The sequence below is a fragment of the Candidatus Methanoperedens sp. BLZ2 genome, assembly GCF_002487355.1.
Classification (GTDB): Archaea; Halobacteriota; Methanosarcinia; order Methanosarcinales; family Methanoperedenaceae; genus Methanoperedens.
This window is the reverse complement of sequence record NZ_NTMG01000081.1, coordinates 69099-87048: the sequence shown is the minus strand read 5'-3', so window position 1 is coordinate 87048 and position 17950 is coordinate 69099. Positions and strand designations below refer to the sequence as shown.

The window sequence follows — 17950 nt, the reverse complement described above, 5'->3', positions numbered from 1 at the left end:
AATATTAGGTAAAATACATGTATGCCAAAGTCCTCTTATAACAAAAAAAATAATTTAAATAATCATATCTACAATTTACTATAATTCAATGACAGACCTAAACACGATCAAAGCTTCGATAATTTCATCAATAAGACCCTCCGATGAGGAGAGGAACAGGTTAAAAACACTCGCAGAGAGGATAATCGAGCGCATTAATTCTATTGGCAAAGCCGAAAACATAGACGTCAATGGTATTCTTGTGGGCTCCTCTGCACGGGGAACATGGATATCCGGGGAGCATGACCTTGATATTTTCATCATGTTCCCGCCCGATACCCAGCGACAATTTCTTGAAGAAAAAGGGCTTTATATTGCACGAAAAATTGCGGCAGAGGGCGAAAGTTTTGAGGAGCGATATGCTGAGCACCCATACATTCATGCTGTTATTGATGGTTTTGAAGTTGACCTTGTTCCGGCTTTTAATGTAGAAAGTGCAGGAGAGATCAAATCAGCAGTGGACAGGACTCCATTTCATAATAAATATGTAATTTCAAGGATAAAAGGGCTTAAAGATGATGTACTGCTTCTGAAACAATTCCAGAAAGGTATAGGTGTATATGGCTCTGAGTTAAAAACCCACGGGTTTTCCGGCTATCTTGTGGAACTTCTTGTAATACATTACGGTTCTTTTGAAAAGGTGCTTGAAGCCGCATGTGACTGGAAATTCGGACTTGTAATTGATATCGAGAAACATGGCACTATTGTCCATAAAGATCCGATAGTTGTAATCGACCCGACCGACCCCGGACGAAATGTCGCTGCGGCGCTATCTCTTGATAATATGTGTATTTTCATGGATAAAGCATGCGATTTTCTCAAAAATTTTGATGAATCATATTTCCATCCGAAAATTCCCCAACCTCTCAGGGATACGGATTATGAGAATATCATTCGCGCAAGAGAAACTTGCCTTATCGCTGTTGAATTTGATGCCCCTGATGAAGTTGAGGATGTTTTGTACCCGCAGCTTTATAAGCTTGAAGAATCATGCCATGAGATGCTGGAACGATATGACTTCAGGGTTTACAATAGCGGAGTATGGGCTAAAGAAAAAGCCGTTGTTCTATACGAACTTGAATCTGCAAATCTTCCAAACGTAAAAAAACACACAGGACCCGTAGTTGGGACAAAAGAACATGCATCGGCATTCAAATCTAAATATGAGACCACAAATAAGTTTTCTAACGTGTATATCCGTAACGGGAAGTATGTGGTTGAAATCCCGAGGAAATATTCCAATGCGAGAAAACTTGTTGAATCTGAAATACTCAAATGCAGTCTTGGAAAGCATATCGGTGTTAGCATGAGAAAAAAGTTCATTGTAATGGAAAATCTGGAAATAATGAATATCAGGGATGAGGAATTCAGGAGATTCCTGAGAAGATTTTTCGATAAATAAAGGAGAATCAGAAAGAAGTTATGAAATATTTACCCATAATTCTTGTCATATTATTTGTTTTTTTTTTGATCCCCGGATGTCTCGAATCCTCTGCTTATAAAGATGTTCCAAGATCGCAATTATTATCGGATCCGGCTGTTTTTGAAGGGAAAAAGATCTGTACTGACCTGATATATGAAAATAATGGTTTTCCAGGAATAAATGTCATAAGGAATCAGAATTTTACAACGGAGCTGAAAAATGCAACTCTTGTAACAGTGTGCGGAATATATAGATCCGGCCGGATTGAACCGAATTCAGTAAACCCTGTCCTGGCCATAGCAACTGAAAAAAATGTTTACTATTCAAATGAGACATTAAGAGTCCATATTGACTTTTATTCCCGGATAGATGGAGATGGAAACGGAAAGCTCGGGGTATCAGGAATAAGAAATGATTTTGACCGGCCTTTGATCAACAAAACACAGGATATTACTTTTATTAAAGGGATCAATGGTTTTGATCTTGAATTCACGACTCCGTCATGTGAAGAATGTTCTGCGCTGTCACCAGGTGAATATGCGATCAACGCCACGGTGACTGTTAGTGGAAAAACATTCGAAACATACAAAAAAATCACTCTTGCAAGAAATGATTCTAATATTTCGAAGAACGGATCGGAGATCTTGCAGTCAAATAATACGACAAATCAGCAATTTAATGATACGCGGATTGCACTCACAAATGAAACAAGTGAAACAAATAAAATTCCACAATCAGATGGCACGATTTTAGTCGAATACTTTTATATTACGGGATGCCAGAAGTGTGAACAGGCTACTCCTGTAGTTGAAGCTTTAATGAAATCCTATGGCAGCAGGGTAAGCTTTGTAAAAATTAACGCCAAAGAGGAAGGAAGGGATCTGGCTATCCAGTACAGAATTCCCGGCACTCCTTCTATTGTTATTAATAAAGATAGTAAAAATCTGATCTCATATGAGAGTTACAACGGTGATACTGCAAAACTTGAAGATATCTTAAAAGAAGCTATTGATAAAGCCCCAATTTCAAAAAAAACTCCTGAAATTGCACAGAGTGATAATGATAAGCTCATCCTTTCTGTTCCATCCGTTTTTGTAGTAGGGTTCCTTGCAGGTTTTAATCCTTGCCTTCTTGCCATCCTTGCTTTTATTGCATCAGTGACACTTGCGACCACGGGAAAAAGGCGAAATGTCCTTCTGATCGTACTCATGTTCACCCTTGGAATTTTTGTAACATACCTTATAGTCGGGATCGGCCTTTTGAGGATTGTAGATGAAGCCCCTGGTTTGCAGGCCGGTATCAAGAATTTCCTGGTTGTTGTTATCGGCATCCTGGGACTATGGCATGTTTATGATGCGAATCATCTCAGAAAAAATACGGAATCCTCGTTCTACACACCGAAAGCTTTTATCCGCCTCACAGAAAGCGTGACCAAGAAGGTCAGCCTTCCAGCATCGTTCTTCATGGGCGCGCTGTTCTCGCTCATAAAAGCGCCATGTGTTGGCGCCGTATATTTCCTGATACTTGATATGGTAAGAAAGGGAGAAGGCACAGGATATTTATATCTTGCTGCTTACAACTTTGGCGTTGTGCTTCCGGTTCTTGTTCTTGGCGGTGCGATAGCGTTTGGTCTTGATCCTGGGAAAGTCGAGAAGTTCAGGAAGGATAAAAGGGTAATGATGAGGCTTGTAACCGGAGTAACGCTGCTTACTATTGCGGTTTTGATGTATATGGGGATAATTTGACTTGAATAACATTCATTTTTTCCCCTTGACCTTCTTATAATTTATCGACACCTATTTATTATTTGGTACCGTCACTTGTTTGATGTCTCGTCAGTTAAAGGATAAAGCTTTGAGATTGTTTAAAGCAGCGAAATCTGAATTTGATCGTGGTTTATTTGAAGATTCGCTTAAAAATTACCTTTTTTCTCTGGATATTCAAGAAAAATTGTCAAAATCCGACCCTTTTCTTAATATATTGATTGCAGCGACGCTCTACAATCTCGGAGTACTTCTCAGTAAAATGGGAAAACCAGAAGAGGCAAAAAATAGCTATGAACGCGCAATTAAAATGTATGGGGGGCTGCTTGCGGGCGACCCGGGTAACGCCAAGTATCAGTTACAGATCGCAGGAGCGCTCAACAATCTCGGAATCCTTCTCAGTGACATGGGAAAACCAGAAGAGGCAAAAAATAGCTATGAGCGCGCACTTAAAATATATGAGGCACTGCTTGCGGGCGACCCAGGGAATGTCGTGTATCAGTCAGATGTCGCAGGATTGCTCAACAATCTCGGAGTCCTTCTCAGTAAAATGGGCAAACCAGAAGAAACAAAAAATAGCTATGAACGCGCACTTAAAATGCGTGAGGGGCTGCTTGCGGGCGATCCGGGGAATGTCGAGTATCAGTCAGATGTCGCATCGGTGCTCAACAATCTCGGAAACTTGCTCAGTGACATGGGAAAACCAGAAGAGGCAAAAAATAGCTACGAACGCGCACTTAAAATGCGTGAGGGGCTGCTTGCGAGCGACCCCGGAAATGTCGTGTATCAATCAGATGTCGCATCGGTGCTCAACAATCTCGGACTCTCATTGGAACAAACAGGATATTTCCTTGCTGCAAAAAAATGTTATGAAGATTCACTGGTGATATTAAAAGAGTCTTTGGATTACATGACAATAAAAGTAAAGTCAAGAGCGATTATCAATTTGATCCAGCTTATTGCAAAAAAGGCAGGCAGGGAAACTAATAACATAAAAAAATCAAGCAATTTTAAAGAAATATATGAAAAATATCTTCTTTTCCAATCATTTTTTGATAAAAATAAACTGGATTATGAGAAACAGATGATAAAAGAAGCAGGACTTACTGCTCATATCCATTATCTAATGCTTTCTGCGAGAAATGAGGACGATCCTGACCAGCGCATTAGGGAATATGAAATTTGTATTCAGGAAGTTAAGAAAATTTTTCAGGATGAGAAAGATGAAAACTTAAAGGAATTATGGTCATCGATGATATATTATCTCGAAGGCAGGATTCTTATCAATAAATCAATAAAATCCGAGGTACCGGATAAAGAACTCATTCGATTGGCCGTTGAGAAATTTGAGCGAGCAAAAGAAAGATACAAAAATGCACAGGTTTGCTATTACATTTATTCCATTATACTGGAAATTGAAAGCGCAAAAGTGCTTGATGATAATAATATTCCAAATTTGAAAGAAAAACTCAAGACCGCTATCGGAAGTCTTCCGGCAAAAATGAATCCTAATGTGGTATCTGCGTTTAAAGAGATAGATTCGATCCTTGACCTCAAAAAACCAAAATACGATCCTGAAAGCTTTAGGAAGATCAACAGGTGCATAACAAAGATCGATGGCGCTCTCGGAGATATTTTTTATCACATAATAGAAAAACTGGAAACTTATTCGAAAGAACCATTCAATCCGAACGTATCCTATAGTAACTGGGAATTAAATTTTAGATTCGATGAACCTGAAAAGATACAGGGCAAACTTACGATAAAAATAGGAGATAACATACTGTTCGACGAACCGCTCGGAAAACGCTATGAGATCCCACCAATAGAAAATTACGTTCCTGTTACAAAGGATGCTACAGTCGTTTTTGAGACACAGAATGGCAAAATAGTAACAAGACAAATAAATTTCTGCGATAAAATCAAGTGCGGTGAAGGTCGTCTTGATGTTCATACTATCCTTTATGATTGCAAGCGCAAGATATCAAGTCCCAATTTCAACATCGCAATAGTCCAGTTGAAATATCATCTCTTCCAGGAAAATCATGCTCTAATGATAGAGGATGATGAAAAATATAGGAACAAAGTTACCGTGATTATGGATGAAATATTAAAGAACAAAACCGATCTTATTATATTTCCTGAGTTTTCAATACCATTCGAATACCTATCAACTTTGAAGAAATATTCAGATGATTATGGACCAACCATTATTGCAGGTTCTCATTATGTTACGGAAAATAATCTAATGCAACATAATGAATTATTCGCAGATAAATTCGACGATAAAGACCTTTTGAAAAATATCTCACCCATCATTATTTCTGGCTCTTTGATATTACACACTGAAAAAGTTCTCGGTGCCAAGATCGAACGCGCCTGTTTTTCGGAGGAAGGTATGAAGCATGGAACATTGAACCGGATATTCAAATTACGTGATGATGTGACATGTGGTATAATGATCTGTTATGATTATATGAACACCCCTCTGAGATCACGCATATCAGAAGTATGCAATTTGATTGTGGTGCCGCAAACAAATCCAGGGACAAAACGATTCCATGAGATCGGAAAAGGAGAGATCATTAATCCATCAGGCGCAGGAATGAAGGCATATGTTATGGCAAGCGGTCTTTTCACTTTTCCAAAAATATATGGAATTATGGGCGGGGATTCAGGAGTGATTCCCACACTCGATTCTGACACGTATAATGAAAAGCAAGATTCGATCATCCTATCAGAAAAAGATATTGATGATCAGCCTGTTAAAGAACAATTCATTCAACTTGCAAGCCTGAAAATGAATTTTAATACAGCGAGAGATACTCAGGTATCTCCAGTTCCAATAACATATAAATTGATTCATATTTTTGAAAAAAATGAAATAGTTGGATCTAAAAAAGAAAAACCAGAATTATTCTTAGAGCTGATTGAAAATATAAAATCGTGTACGGATAAAGAGATATTGAAAGAACTTCTAGGAAACAATAAGTCGCTAATCCAGACCTTCTCACCTTTGTGGCACAAAGAAATTTGGGGCACCAAAGAAAAACCTAAGAATCTGATAAATCTTGACCTTGATAAGATGAAAGATAAGTGTCTATCAATAATCATTGGATAAAATCTTTGTATCTTGAAACCGCCATTCAAAAAGAGAAGTGATTACTGCTCTGAAAGAAGCGATCCGATCACTGTATCAAGATTTGTTACTGTTGGCACAACCATCAGATTCCCGTTGACAATAACTGTAGGAGTCCCTTCAACGTTATACTCCTTCATCAAATTGAGATTCTCATTTGCTGCATTCTTTGCCGCACCGCTTTCAAGTTTCTGGTTGAATTCCGTCCCAAGCCCTATGCTTGCAGCAACGGTTTCAAGGGCAATATTACTTTCCATTACCTCCATCCCCTGTTCGAATTTGGCCTTAAATAATGCATCACGCATCTCTTCGCCCTTTCCCATCTGTTCTGCGATGGTGTAAGCTTCAATGCTCTTTGTAGATTGTTTGGGAAATACGATTGAAATGTATTTGATTTCCACTTTATCCCCATATTTCTTTAGAAGCTGCGGCATCTCTTTATGCAGATCATAACAGTGTGAGCAATCGAATTTCATAAATTCCATGATCTTTACCTTACTTGGCGTAATATCTGCGGGTTTACTCAATTTCGAATAATCACCTGCTGGCAATTTCTCCGTACTCTTTTCTCCTGAATTCAGGAAATAAATTGCCAGTGCCGAAATCACAAGTAGTGCAAGTATGATATGAATTGTTTGGATACCTGATTTTTTTTCAGGTATTTTTTGTTTCTTTTTTGCCATTAAATTAGATAAATATGTTTATTATTCATAAATATTGTGTTTTGAAGTGGATGTAAAATCTTTCTGTGTTCTCTACTTTGAACGCAGTAGCTGCTAAATTATTGAAGATAGCTTACTATATTTTGAAAAATGAGTATCAAACACAAATAAATTAAGTTAATCTGTTGAATAGGGAACCAACCAAACAAAATAATATCTGATGCTATTTATTTTCTCAATATCTCTTGCAAGTATGGATTGATGTTTATCCTTTAACCGTTTATATAATGTTAAACTCCGCCATCGGCGGCGCCTCACCGCTCATCGGGGTCTGGGGTCGCAACCCCAGCGCAATTTCATGATAGCACCCAGACTTTTTGATAATATAGTTTTGGCAACCTCGTTTTGAAACTATGGCGTTAAGCTGGGATGAAAAAATTATTTTATCCATAAAAAATCACAGAAAATGCGCTGGTCGGGAATCGAACCCGAGTTTAAGCGTTGGCAACGCCTAGTGATAGCCGCTACACTACCAGCGCAATCCGAAAGTTTTGCGGGTATCCTCTTAATATTTCAATCCATATTAATAGTTTTTCTAATCTCACTAACTACCTGGATTTCCCTGTTAGTTTTAGTAACCTTTAATAGAACCTCTGACGATTGAAAAAGCCTATATGAGATTAGTGATGAAATTCGGAGGCACATCTGTCGGCGACGGCATCCGCATAAGACATGTCGCAGAACTGGCAAAAAAATACCGCGATGAAGGAAATGAGATCGCTCTTGTGACATCAGCCTTAAGCGGAGTCACGGATGCCCTCCTGAAAAACGCAAAAGATGCCTCAGAGACCGGGAAAACATCAGGTGTAAAAGAATTCATCGCTGACCTCACAAAACAGCACCATAAGGCTGTAAAGGATGCCATCGGCAATTCAGGGATCGAAGAAAAAGTAACGCATCACCTTGACCAGCGAATTGAGGAACTTGAAAAGGCTCTTATTGGAATCTGCTATCTGGGAGAACTGACCCCAAGGTCGATAGATTACATATCCTCCTATGGAGAGAGGCTGGCTGCGCCGATCATCGCGGGGTCATTTAATTCCCTCGGTGTAAATTCATGTTCATTCACCGGAGGCGAGGCAGGAATAATAACAACAGATGAATACGGGAATGCCAAACCTCTTGAGGGATCATATTCATTAGTAAAAGAACGGATAGAACCACTCCTTAATGAATGTATTCCGGTGATATGTGGTTTTATTGCCCAGAACGAAGCAGGTATTATCACAACCCTGGGGCGCGGAGGTTCTGATTTCACAGCATCGATTGTGGGAGCAGCGATAAAAGCCAATGAAATATGGCTCTGGAAAGAAGTGGACGGGATAATGACAACCGACCCCAATATCGTTCCCGAAGCAAGACCTATCCCCGTTATTTCCTATATTGAAGCAATGGAGTTATCATATTTCGGGGCAAAAGTGCTGCATCCAAGAGCGATCGAACCTGCGATCAGGCATGGGATACCTGTGCGCGTAAAGAATACATTCCATCCTGAGGTTCCGGGGACGATCGTAGTCAAAGACCAGAAACTGAGCGCGGATATAGTAAAAGCCGTAACTGTAATTAAAAATGTAGCTCTCTTCAATATTTCAGGCGCAGGAATGGTAGGAACGATCGGTGTAGCAGCACGCGTTTTCACTACACTTGCAAATGCAGGCGTAAATATTGTAATGATAAGCCAGGGCTCTTCTGAGGCCAACATCTCACTGGTGGTGGACGCCTCGCATCTTGATAAGGCTGTAAAGGCGATAAAAGCTGAATTCAAGAACGGAATCATTAAAGAGATCACCCCTGACAGGAATATTTCTGTTGTAGCAGTTGTAGGTGCAGGCATGGCAAACACTCCCGGCGTAGCAGGGAGAGTTTTCGGGGCGCTTGGAAAAGCAAAAGTAAATGTGATTATGATAAGCCAGGGTTCGTCGCAGCACAATATCTCGTTTGCAGTCAGTGGAGATGGAGCAAAAAAGGCTGTGTCCGTACTCCATAAGGAGTTTGGCCTTGATCAGGCGAAATAACATTTATGATTAATAGCATTTATGATTGATTTTAATAGCCTTCCATTATTATCCAAGATCATCCTTGTTATAGGTTTCACTCTGGGCATCATATCATTGATAATATTCCTGCGCTATCCGATAATGCTTATATTGATGAAATACAACCCGAAGTATCGGGAATTCATAAAGAAAACTCTCGTAACAAAAAAAACAAAAAAATAATCCAAAAAAGTCAAAGATAATGATCCAAAACATGAGTGAATCATGAGAAAAATAATTTTTGTGACTGGCAATTCCCATAAAGTAAGTGAAGCAACCCGGATCATGGCGCCTCTGGGTATGGAGATAGAGCAAAACAATTGCGGATATCCTGAATTACAGGAAGATACCCTAGAAGCTATCGCAGGTTTCGGCGCAAGATGGGCAGCGAATAAACTGAATTGCGAGGTCATGGTGGATGATTCCGGGATATTTATCGATGCTCTTTCAGGATTTCCTGGGCCTTATTCTGCATACGTTGCCAGGACTCTTGGGAATGAGAGAATATTGAAACTTCTTGATGGGGAAACGAATCGCTGCGCTTACCTGAAATGCGTGATAGGATACTGCCGCCCTGGTTATGAACCAATGGTTTTTGGAGGAAAAGTAGCCGGGGTAATCGCAAAAGATATCAGGGGAAACCTGGGTTTCGGGTACGATCCTATATTCGAAGTCAGTGGAGTGACATTTGGTGAAATGGCTGATGAGGAAAAGAACAGGATATCCCACAGGTACAGGGCGCTGGTTATGTTTGCAAAGTGGTTAAAAGAAAAAAATAATATCAATAAAATACTTTAAAAGGACTCCGTGCAGGGTGATTTGTATGAATAAATATGATTGTATTATTGTTGGCGGAGGCATCAGCGGGTTATTATCAGCTCTTGTATTATCAAAAGAAGGGAAAAAGGTTCTTGTTTTTGAAAGAAACGATAAATTAGGGAACAATTGCAGCAGCTATATGGTTGATGGTTACCAGGTAACAACACCGGAAAAAGCTTCTGTAACAATAGATGGTTTTATCGCAGATACGAAAACTCCAATTGAGAACCTTTATGTGGTTGGAACTGATGCAGATGATAGAAGTATGGGAGTGACGAGAGCCGCTTATTCTGTGGTTAAGCTGATCAAAGTATTAAAAAAAGAAGGGATCCTGGCTGATCAAGTCGACTAGGAAAAACAATATAAATTTCTGTATAAATATTAAATGAGCTTTGTAATTATAACGTCAAAAGATTTGGGGTCAACCAGCATAATCAAACGGCCAATTCTGTTATTTCCGAATTCAACATTGGTCGCAAGGGCAAACTCCACTTTTCCGGTAATATCTTTCAATACGGATTCTGCTACCTGTGAAGATTGGCCTGTCTTGAATGAGGGGGCTTTTAATGATAACGGAACTCCAATATATTCGGAAATTGCGCTGACATACTGCCCTCCGTAAATATTGGCAGTTTCTTTCAATGTGGAAATAATATCATCATTGAATTCCTTTATTACAGCATCCGAAGAGTTGCAAAGGAGTTCGTTAGCTACTTCAAGCGCATTCTGGCTTGAAACATACATTTGCATTTCGCCTTTCACATCTCCCTCAGGTCCATTCCCATGAAGTTCAACACTGATCATCACAATACTATCACCAAGACCTGTTATTTCATCATTCATTTCTTCAATTGGAATCGTACGCAGTTGAGAATGTTTCGATTCTGCTTCTTCTCCTGCTAACTGGGTGACAGTTGAAGCTGCATTCGTCATACCTGACATACCAATATTACTTAAGAGATGGACTGCGGAATCCACATTTCCATTCGGAGTTGATATGCTTGCAGTTTTTGCTGTTACAACTTCCACAGGCGGCTTTACTTCCTGAGGTAACTTATCTTTGATAGTTTCGGTCTTGATTTCTTTTGCTTTTGGTTCAGGTTTTGGCTGCTCAGGTATTTTTGGTTTTGGAGGTGCAGCCTGGATAGGTTCCTTAACAGGCTTAACCTGAGGCTCAGGTTTTATCTCTTTGGGTTTTGGTTCGGGTTTTGGCTGCTCAGGTATTTTTGGTTTTGGAGGTGCAGCCAGAGGTTCCTTAGTTGGCTTAACCTCAGGCTCAGGTTTTATCTCCATGGGTTCTGGTTTGGGTCTGATTTCCTTAGCTTCCAGTTCAGGTTCTGGTAATTCAGGAATTTCCCGGGTTTCTTCTTCATACCCGTATTCTTGTTCTTGTTCTTCAGGTATTTCCCTTACTGGTCTTGGTTTTTTATCCCTGCGAGAAATAATCTTTCTGGTTATAACCCTCTCTTCCGGGACTTCAACGTCAGTTTCATCAATTTCAGAAGGGTATTTCTCGGATTGATCTGATCCTGTTTCTTCAGGTATATCATATTCAACCGGCCTTGGCTTTCTTGAATGTTTTATTTTCGCTTTTTTCTTTGTACCTTCGGTTCTCTTAATATATTTTGGCCCCGAATCAATCCTTTCTATTTCACGTTCAGTTTTGTTGTTATTGCTATTGTTATTGTTATCCCCATTTGTCCCTGCACTTGCCATTTGCAGCCATACAGAACTTGACTTTCGTTCACCATTTGTGTTATCTTTATACTTGAATATAATATCGACTGATACAAGACCTTTGGAATCGTCTTTTAATCCCAATACGATCTTTCGTGTATCATCTTCTGATAATGGGTCACCTGTATCTCTTACCTGGACATTTCTTGAGAACCTGGCTATATTCTCATAATCTGTCTGGGTGTCAGCATCTTCTACTCTTGATATATAATTGCACTCCATATACGATGGAACTTCAATTTCAATCAGGGGAATGTCCACAATATCAGGAATGTCAGCATCTTCACAGTTTCGCCATTTGTCATTTTCATTGGATTCTATTCTTGCTATTGCTTCCCGTGCATGTTTTCGAAGTTCTGTCGAACCGTTCTTCCTGGCAGACCTTAATACCGTTAAGGCACGTTTATCACCAATGCGCCCCAGTGACCAGGCCGCATTTATCCTGACATTTTCAATCGGGTCGTTCAAAAGCCCGATCAGAGGAAGAACAGCTTTCACATGTCCTATTTCACCAAGAGCCCATGCAGCGTTTGAACGGATTTGAACATCATCTGTCTCAAGAAATCCTATTAGAGGAGATATTGCCTTCCTGGTCCTCAGTTCCCCCAGCATGCGTATCGCTTCACGGCATTCCTTTATATCGCCGGTTTCAAGAATATTCAGCAACCCTTCAATATCCTGGCGCTTTTTCATATCTCTTAAATCAGTATAATCTAAAGGCAATTTAACTCCCTCTCTGGGATAATAATCGATTATTTATCATCATTGATACGCTCAATTCTTAAGACATATTTCCCTTCACACAAATATAAATGAGGGTGTGAAGTAGGGTATCAAAAAATAACTATTAAAAAATAAAATATAAATCCAGACCTGAACCCGTGTGTCATAATCTGGTTTATTTTAACGTTAAAACTAATTTAATGATGAGGTGACTCTTCTTTTTCGGTAGCTCTTCGTTTTATCGTATCTTCACAGGCTTCAAAACAACTTTCACATATTGCTTTGTTTGAATCCCTGTGATAGGGTTCCTGGAATATGGGTATCTGGACTATCACCTGGAATAAAGGCACATTCCTTGTGCCGCATAGATCGCATTTTTTTGCCTTTATGGGAACACGATTAACGTTCGCCTCATGACACCTGTCAAGACATTCCTCGTTTATACCTCGCCATGTACCTTTCGGATAAGCGAGTATCACACTCTCATCTCTTACTTTTACCGGACAAAGGGTTGGTCTTGCTGCACCACATAATTCACAATCTGCCATAATTATCGCACTCCTAGAACTTGAGCCGCATTGATCGCCATCTGGATGAACGGTTCAGGATACAGGCCTATTCCGATTGTACCTATTACTGCAAGAAGGATTGCAATTACATAAGGAACAGGTTCTTTTATTCTTTCGCCATTTGGCGGCAGCACATACATATATCTTATGACCCTGGCATAATAATAAATGGATAATGCGCTGTTTAAAATTGCAATGGTCACAATAATTAAGAGCCAGCTGCTTGCCTGGCTTGCTGCTTCCACCATTACTGAATAGAATAATACGAATTTCCCGATAAATCCTGCTGATGGCGGTATTCCTGCCAGGGCCAGGAAGAATATGAACAGGGACAATGCGGTTATTGGTGCGCGTTTTCCAAGCCCTGCAAAATTGCCTAAATCATCTGTGTTCTTAGCATTCTTATTATCATTCAAAACCATATAGCTGACAACTGCCACTGCAATGAATGCTCCTCCTTTCATGAGGGCATGGCCAAGCGCAAGAAGGACACCACCGGCGACTGACATTTGTGTCATCACCACAAAAGCAAGCGAAATATATCCGGCCTGGGCGATGGATGAATATGCAAGCATCCTCTTGATGCTGCGCTGGGAGATTGCGACAACATTACCGTATGTCATGGTTATTATTGCAAGTATTGCAAAAGTGTATTGAATATCCACTTTGATCGCCACTAATGCCAGGATAAGAACCCTGAATGCTGCAACAAATCCCATCTTCTTTGAACCTGCTGCAAGCAGGGCAGATACTACGCTGGGTGAACCTTCGTATGTATCAGGAGCCCACATATGGAATGGCACGAGCGCCATCTTGAAACCAAATCCTGCAACAAGGAAAATCATTGCCAGTATCCCAAGAGAGCTTTCTGCACTGAGATGAGTTATCCTGAAGAACTCAACTATCGCAGGAATGTTTGTTGAACCTGTTATTCCATAAATAAGCGACATGCCGAACAACATCAATGCAGATGATATTGAACCTATTATGAAATATTTCAAAGCAGCTTCAAGTGAAGCAGGGTTCTTTTTCTCAAAACCTGCAAGCACGTATGTTGACATGCTTGCAAGTTCAAAACCTACAAATAACGCTATCAGGTCATTTGCCGATGCTACTACCATCATTCCGACCGTTGACAGGAGAAGGAGTGCATAATATTCATCCTGATTGCGGTTATTCTTGAAATATTCAATAGAAGCAATGACTGCTATTAATGAAACTATTATGAATATTAACTTGAAAATCTGGGACAATGGGTCAATAACCAGGGAATCATAGAAAAAATTCGTCTTCCCGGTCATCCCGTTACCAAGAACATACACAAGTGAAGCCAGAAGTCCTGCTGCGCTTAAGTATCCAAACATATTCTTGGATTTATCGCTTATCAGTAAACCCATCAGTATAATAACAAAAGCCAGTATGGTCAGCAGTATTTCAGGGAGAAGTAAAGTAAAATTCATGTTATCACACCTTTCATTCCGGTAACAAACTGAAGTAATTGGGTTGCACTCGCAGTCATCATATCAAGCACAGGGTTCGGATTCAGTCCGAAGTATATGACCAGGAGGACAAGAATGGCCATGGAAGCTATTTCATAGTTCGCCCCATCATGGATATGCCCCAGTTTTTCATTATATGTACCAAATACCGCCCTTTGCATGGCCCAGAGATGGTATCCTGCTGTGAAAACGATACCAAAGAGTGCAAGTATCACAAATGTTGGAAGCGTAAAATACGAGTTCACAAGAATGAGGAATTCAGCAATGAACCCGCTCATACCTGGTAATCCCAGCGAAGCCAGGAACCCTGCAAGCATGACAAACGTCAGTTTTGGCATATATTTAGCTATGCCTCCCAAATCGTGGATTATCCTTGTTCCTGCAGAATGCTGGATCACACCACATGACATGAACAGGATACCTGTTATAAGACCATGCGAGAACTGCTGGTACATCGCCCCGCTTACGGAAAGTGGGATAAGTGCAGCAGCCCCAAGGGTCACATAACCCATGTGGCTTATACTGGAATAAGCAACCATCTTCTTGAGGTCACGCTGGGCAAGGGCCAGGAAAGTTCCGTATAGTATACTAAGCACTCCGATTATAGCCATGATCGTGATCATTTTTCCTGGTGAATCAGAATATGGCAGGATTGGAAGGATCACCCTGAAAAGGCCATAACCACCCATCTTGAGCAGCAAAGCAGCAAGTATGACACTGCCCGCTGTTGGGGCTTCAACGTGTGCATCAGGCAGCCAGGTATGGAAAGGCACAGCAGGCATCTTTACAAGAAAACCAAACAATAATCCTAAGAATACCGCATCTTTTAAAGAAATTATATCTTTCAACAGCCATCCATTCATAACCTGGTAGGATTTCAGGAGTTCAAAGATGTCAAAACTCGGTCTTCCGGTTATATGTAATGCATTGAAGTATAGCGTAAATATCGCAAGCAGCATAACCAGGCTTGCCACATGCGTATATATGAAGAACTTAATTGCAGCGTAGTCTTTTCTCGGCCCTCCCCAGATACTTATCAGGAAGTACATTGGTATAAGGACAATTTCCCAGAATATATAGAACACAAAGAAATCAAGTGAAGTGAAGACTCCCATCACACCTACCAGTTCAAGGAGGATCAAACCGTAGAACTTGTTTGCCTGTTGTGTTTCACCCCATGCAAATATGACAGTAAGCGGGATAATTATATTCGATAACAGCACAAGCGGCATACCGATCCCATCAACACCGAACTTTAAGTTCACTCCGATACTTGGTATCCAGGAGTATGTTTCAAGGAACTGTATTGCGGATATCTTACTATCAAATCCCGAGAATAATATCAATGATAAAGCAAATGATGCCAGTGATGTTACCAAAGCGATCGTACGTGCCTGCTTACGGGTTTTTGTTAAAAATGTTAAGATCGCTCCAAGCAGAGAGATAACGATCATTAATGAAATTAGAGCCATTATGTCCCTCCAGATTTAAGCTTGAGCAAAACTAAAAGCAACGCTACTCCAAGTATTGTGACTGAAGCATAATTCTGGACTACGCCTGTCTGTAATTTCCGGATTATTTCACCAAGCTTAAACAGTGTATTGCTGATAATATTGTCTATTATAAGCCAGTCAATGATCTTTCGGTCAACGAACTCTCCTGACCGGGCTACAACATCATGTGTCAATTTGACACCGATCAAGTCTGCACCTATCTTTGGTTCATAATATCTGTTATATAACAGTTTATAAAGTGGATTTCCTGATGAAACGATCTTACTCATATCGATCATTCGTTTGTTGTATATCGAATATGATATTAAGAAACCCAATACACCCACGATCACGGGCAACAGTACTAAAAATGCTGATGGGTGGAATGCCTCACCTTCATGAACAGCTATATTTACGTCCATCAATTCAAAATTTTTCTCAAGATATCCATTGAAATCAACATGTGAGAATCCAAAGAATAAAGCAAATAAGGCAAGTATTATTAATGGGCCTGTCATTACTCCCGGTGATTCATGGGAGTGCCTTTCAGAACGTGGTTTTCCTGTAAAAGTCATGAACCACAGCCTGAATATGTATATCGATGTCAAAAGAGCTGCAATAATTGCAAAGCCGTATGGGATCATATCATGTGTCACTTCCCCATACTCCAATGCCCCTTCTATTATGGCATCTTTGCTGAAGAAACCTGCAGTCCCAATATTCATAATGGGCATACCCAGACTTGCAAACGGAAAACCAATGCCTGCCAGGGCAAGTGCAGCTATAAACATTGTAGTTCCAGTTATTTTCATCTTTTTGAATAATCCACCCATTTCACGAATGTCGTTCGTGCCAACTGCATGGATCACACTTCCTGCACACAGGAAAAGCAGTGCTTTGAAGAATGCATGACTCAAAAGATGGAACATGGATATTCCTACGGCTTCAGCTCCAAGAACAGTTCCGGCTGTCCCGAGTGCCAGCATCATATACCCAAGTTGGCTGACCGTTGAATAAGCAAGCACTCTCTTAATATCATTCATTACAAGTCCCATCGTTGCTGCAAAAATGGCAGTAAAACCGCCTACATAAGTAACAATCAGAAGCGCATCCGGCACACCCGCAGATATTGTTGACGGGGTTGCGACAAACATCGGGAATGTTCTTGCAACAAGATAAACACCAGCCGTTACCATTGTTGCTGCATGAATAAGTGCAGACACCGTTGTCGGGCCTTCCATGGCATCAGGCAGCCAGCCATGAAGAGGGAACTGGCCGCTCTTACCTATAGCTCCGCCAAAGAAGAGAAGTGCGATATATGTTAATTGTGTCCCATCTATCAACGGAATTGCTTCAAACATTTTCTTGAATTGCAGTATGTAACTTTGCGATTCGACAACAAGAGTTCCATTATCTACAAGCAATTTCATATTTACATAGAGCAGTACAATCCCTGCAAGGAAGAGCACATCTCCTACCCTTGTAACAAGGAAAGCCTTCTTAGCTGCTGCCGCTGCTGATGGTTTATGATACCAGAAACCTATCAGGAGGAATGAACACAGGCCCACAAGTTCCCATGAAACGAAGAACTGGAGGATATTATCAGATAATATTACGCTTAACATCGCTGCTGTGAACAATGATGTTTCTGCAAAATACCGCGGTCTTGCAGGGTCATGCGCCATGTACCCGACAGCATAAATGTGAATCAGCAGGCTTACAAATGAAACCATCATCAGCATTACTACAGCCAGTGGATCAATTAAGATCCCAAGATTCATTCCAGCAAACCATGGCAATGATTGCTGTACCATACCATCTGTTGGATATATTTCAAGGAATATCCCGAGCGAGATAATGAAGGATCCTGCTATAGCCGCTATTGGGAGCAATGCCCCGCCTGAATAGAGCTTCTTTCCGAAGAAAAGCGTAAGAACAAACGCTATAACCGGTAATAATACTATTAGCGCTGCATAATCACTGAACAT

At 40.4% G+C, this 17950-nt stretch carries 13 protein-coding genes and 1 tRNA gene; 7 read left to right on the top strand and 7 right to left on the bottom strand.

Annotated features, from left to right (window positions below; translation table 11 throughout):
• The first annotated feature begins 88 nt into the window (after nt 1-88).
• The 3 genes from cca (at nt 89) to CL181_RS17185 (ending at nt 6346) form a co-directional block, all read left to right on the top strand.
• The gene (cca, locus tag CL181_RS17195) at nt 89-1441 is read left to right on the top strand and encodes a CCA tRNA nucleotidyltransferase (RefSeq protein ID WP_097300550.1); all 1353 of its coding nucleotides are present in this window, start codon (nt 89-91) and stop codon (nt 1439-1441) included.
• A gap of 20 nt (nt 1442-1461) precedes the next feature.
• Nucleotides 1462-3207, top strand: a complete 1746-nt coding sequence (locus CL181_RS17190) for a cytochrome c biogenesis protein CcdA (protein ID WP_097300549.1) — start codon at nt 1462-1464, stop codon at nt 3205-3207.
• Between the two features lie 82 nt (nt 3208-3289).
• Nucleotides 3290-6346: a tetratricopeptide repeat protein gene (locus CL181_RS17185; RefSeq protein ID WP_097300548.1), complete on the top strand. Its 3057-nt coding sequence runs from the start codon at nt 3290-3292 to the stop codon at nt 6344-6346.
• A gap of 41 nt (nt 6347-6387) precedes the next feature.
• On the opposite strand, the gene CL181_RS17180 is transcribed toward CL181_RS17185, so the two are convergent.
• Nucleotides 6388-7047 carry a thioredoxin domain-containing protein gene (locus CL181_RS17180; RefSeq protein WP_097300547.1) on the bottom strand — a complete coding sequence of 220 codons (660 nt, stop codon included), beginning with the start codon at nt 7045-7047 and terminating at the stop codon, nt 6388-6390.
• 446 nt (nt 7048-7493) lie between these two features.
• Nucleotides 7494-7565 (bottom strand) — tRNA-Gly (locus tag CL181_RS17175).
• Between the two features lie 147 nt (nt 7566-7712).
• Between CL181_RS17175 and CL181_RS17170 the strand changes: the two genes are divergently transcribed.
• The 4 genes from CL181_RS17170 to CL181_RS17155 are packed head-to-tail and all read left to right on the top strand — an operon-like array spanning nt 7713 to nt 10293.
• Nucleotides 7713-9101 carry an aspartate kinase gene (locus CL181_RS17170; RefSeq protein WP_255251622.1) on the top strand — a complete coding sequence of 463 codons (1389 nt, stop codon included), beginning with the start codon at nt 7713-7715 and terminating at the stop codon, nt 9099-9101.
• 21 nt (nt 9102-9122) lie between these two features.
• Nucleotides 9123-9305, top strand: a complete 183-nt coding sequence (locus CL181_RS20650; RefSeq protein WP_097300545.1) for a hypothetical protein — start codon at nt 9123-9125, stop codon at nt 9303-9305.
• Nucleotides 9306-9347: 42 nt separating this feature from the next.
• Entirely contained in the window at nt 9348-9920 is a 573-nt protein-coding gene (locus tag CL181_RS17160) for an XTP/dITP diphosphatase (protein ID WP_097300544.1), read from the top strand.
• A 25-nt stretch (nt 9921-9945) separates the two neighbouring features.
• Nucleotides 9946-10293: an FAD-dependent oxidoreductase gene (locus tag CL181_RS17155; protein ID WP_097300543.1), complete on the top strand. Its 348-nt coding sequence runs from the start codon at nt 9946-9948 to the stop codon at nt 10291-10293.
• A 29-nt stretch (nt 10294-10322) separates the two neighbouring features.
• Here the strand turns inward: CL181_RS17155 and CL181_RS21390 are convergent, their stop codons facing one another.
• The 5 genes from CL181_RS21390 to nuoL form a co-directional block, all read right to left on the bottom strand.
• Entirely contained in the window at nt 10323-12401 is a 2079-nt protein-coding gene (locus CL181_RS21390; RefSeq protein ID WP_097300542.1) for a HEAT repeat domain-containing protein, read from the bottom strand.
• Nucleotides 12402-12598: 197 nt separating this feature from the next.
• Nucleotides 12599-12949: a F420H2 dehydrogenase subunit FpoO gene (gene fpoO, locus CL181_RS17145; protein ID WP_097300541.1), complete on the bottom strand. Its 351-nt coding sequence runs from the start codon at nt 12947-12949 to the stop codon at nt 12599-12601.
• A gap of 2 nt (nt 12950-12951) precedes the next feature.
• Complete coding sequence (locus CL181_RS17140) at nt 12952-14430, bottom strand: NADH-quinone oxidoreductase subunit N (protein ID WP_096205846.1); 1479 nt, start codon at nt 14428-14430, stop codon at nt 12952-12954.
• Nucleotides 14427-15941: a NuoM family protein gene (locus tag CL181_RS17135; protein ID WP_303740881.1), complete on the bottom strand. Its 1515-nt coding sequence runs from the start codon at nt 15939-15941 to the stop codon at nt 14427-14429. The genes CL181_RS17140 and CL181_RS17135 overlap by 4 nt, the downstream gene beginning before the upstream one ends.
• Complete coding sequence (gene nuoL, locus CL181_RS17130; protein ID WP_097300540.1) at nt 15941-17950, bottom strand: NADH-quinone oxidoreductase subunit L; 2010 nt, start codon at nt 17948-17950, stop codon at nt 15941-15943. Before nuoL ends, CL181_RS17135 begins: the two co-directional genes overlap by 1 nt.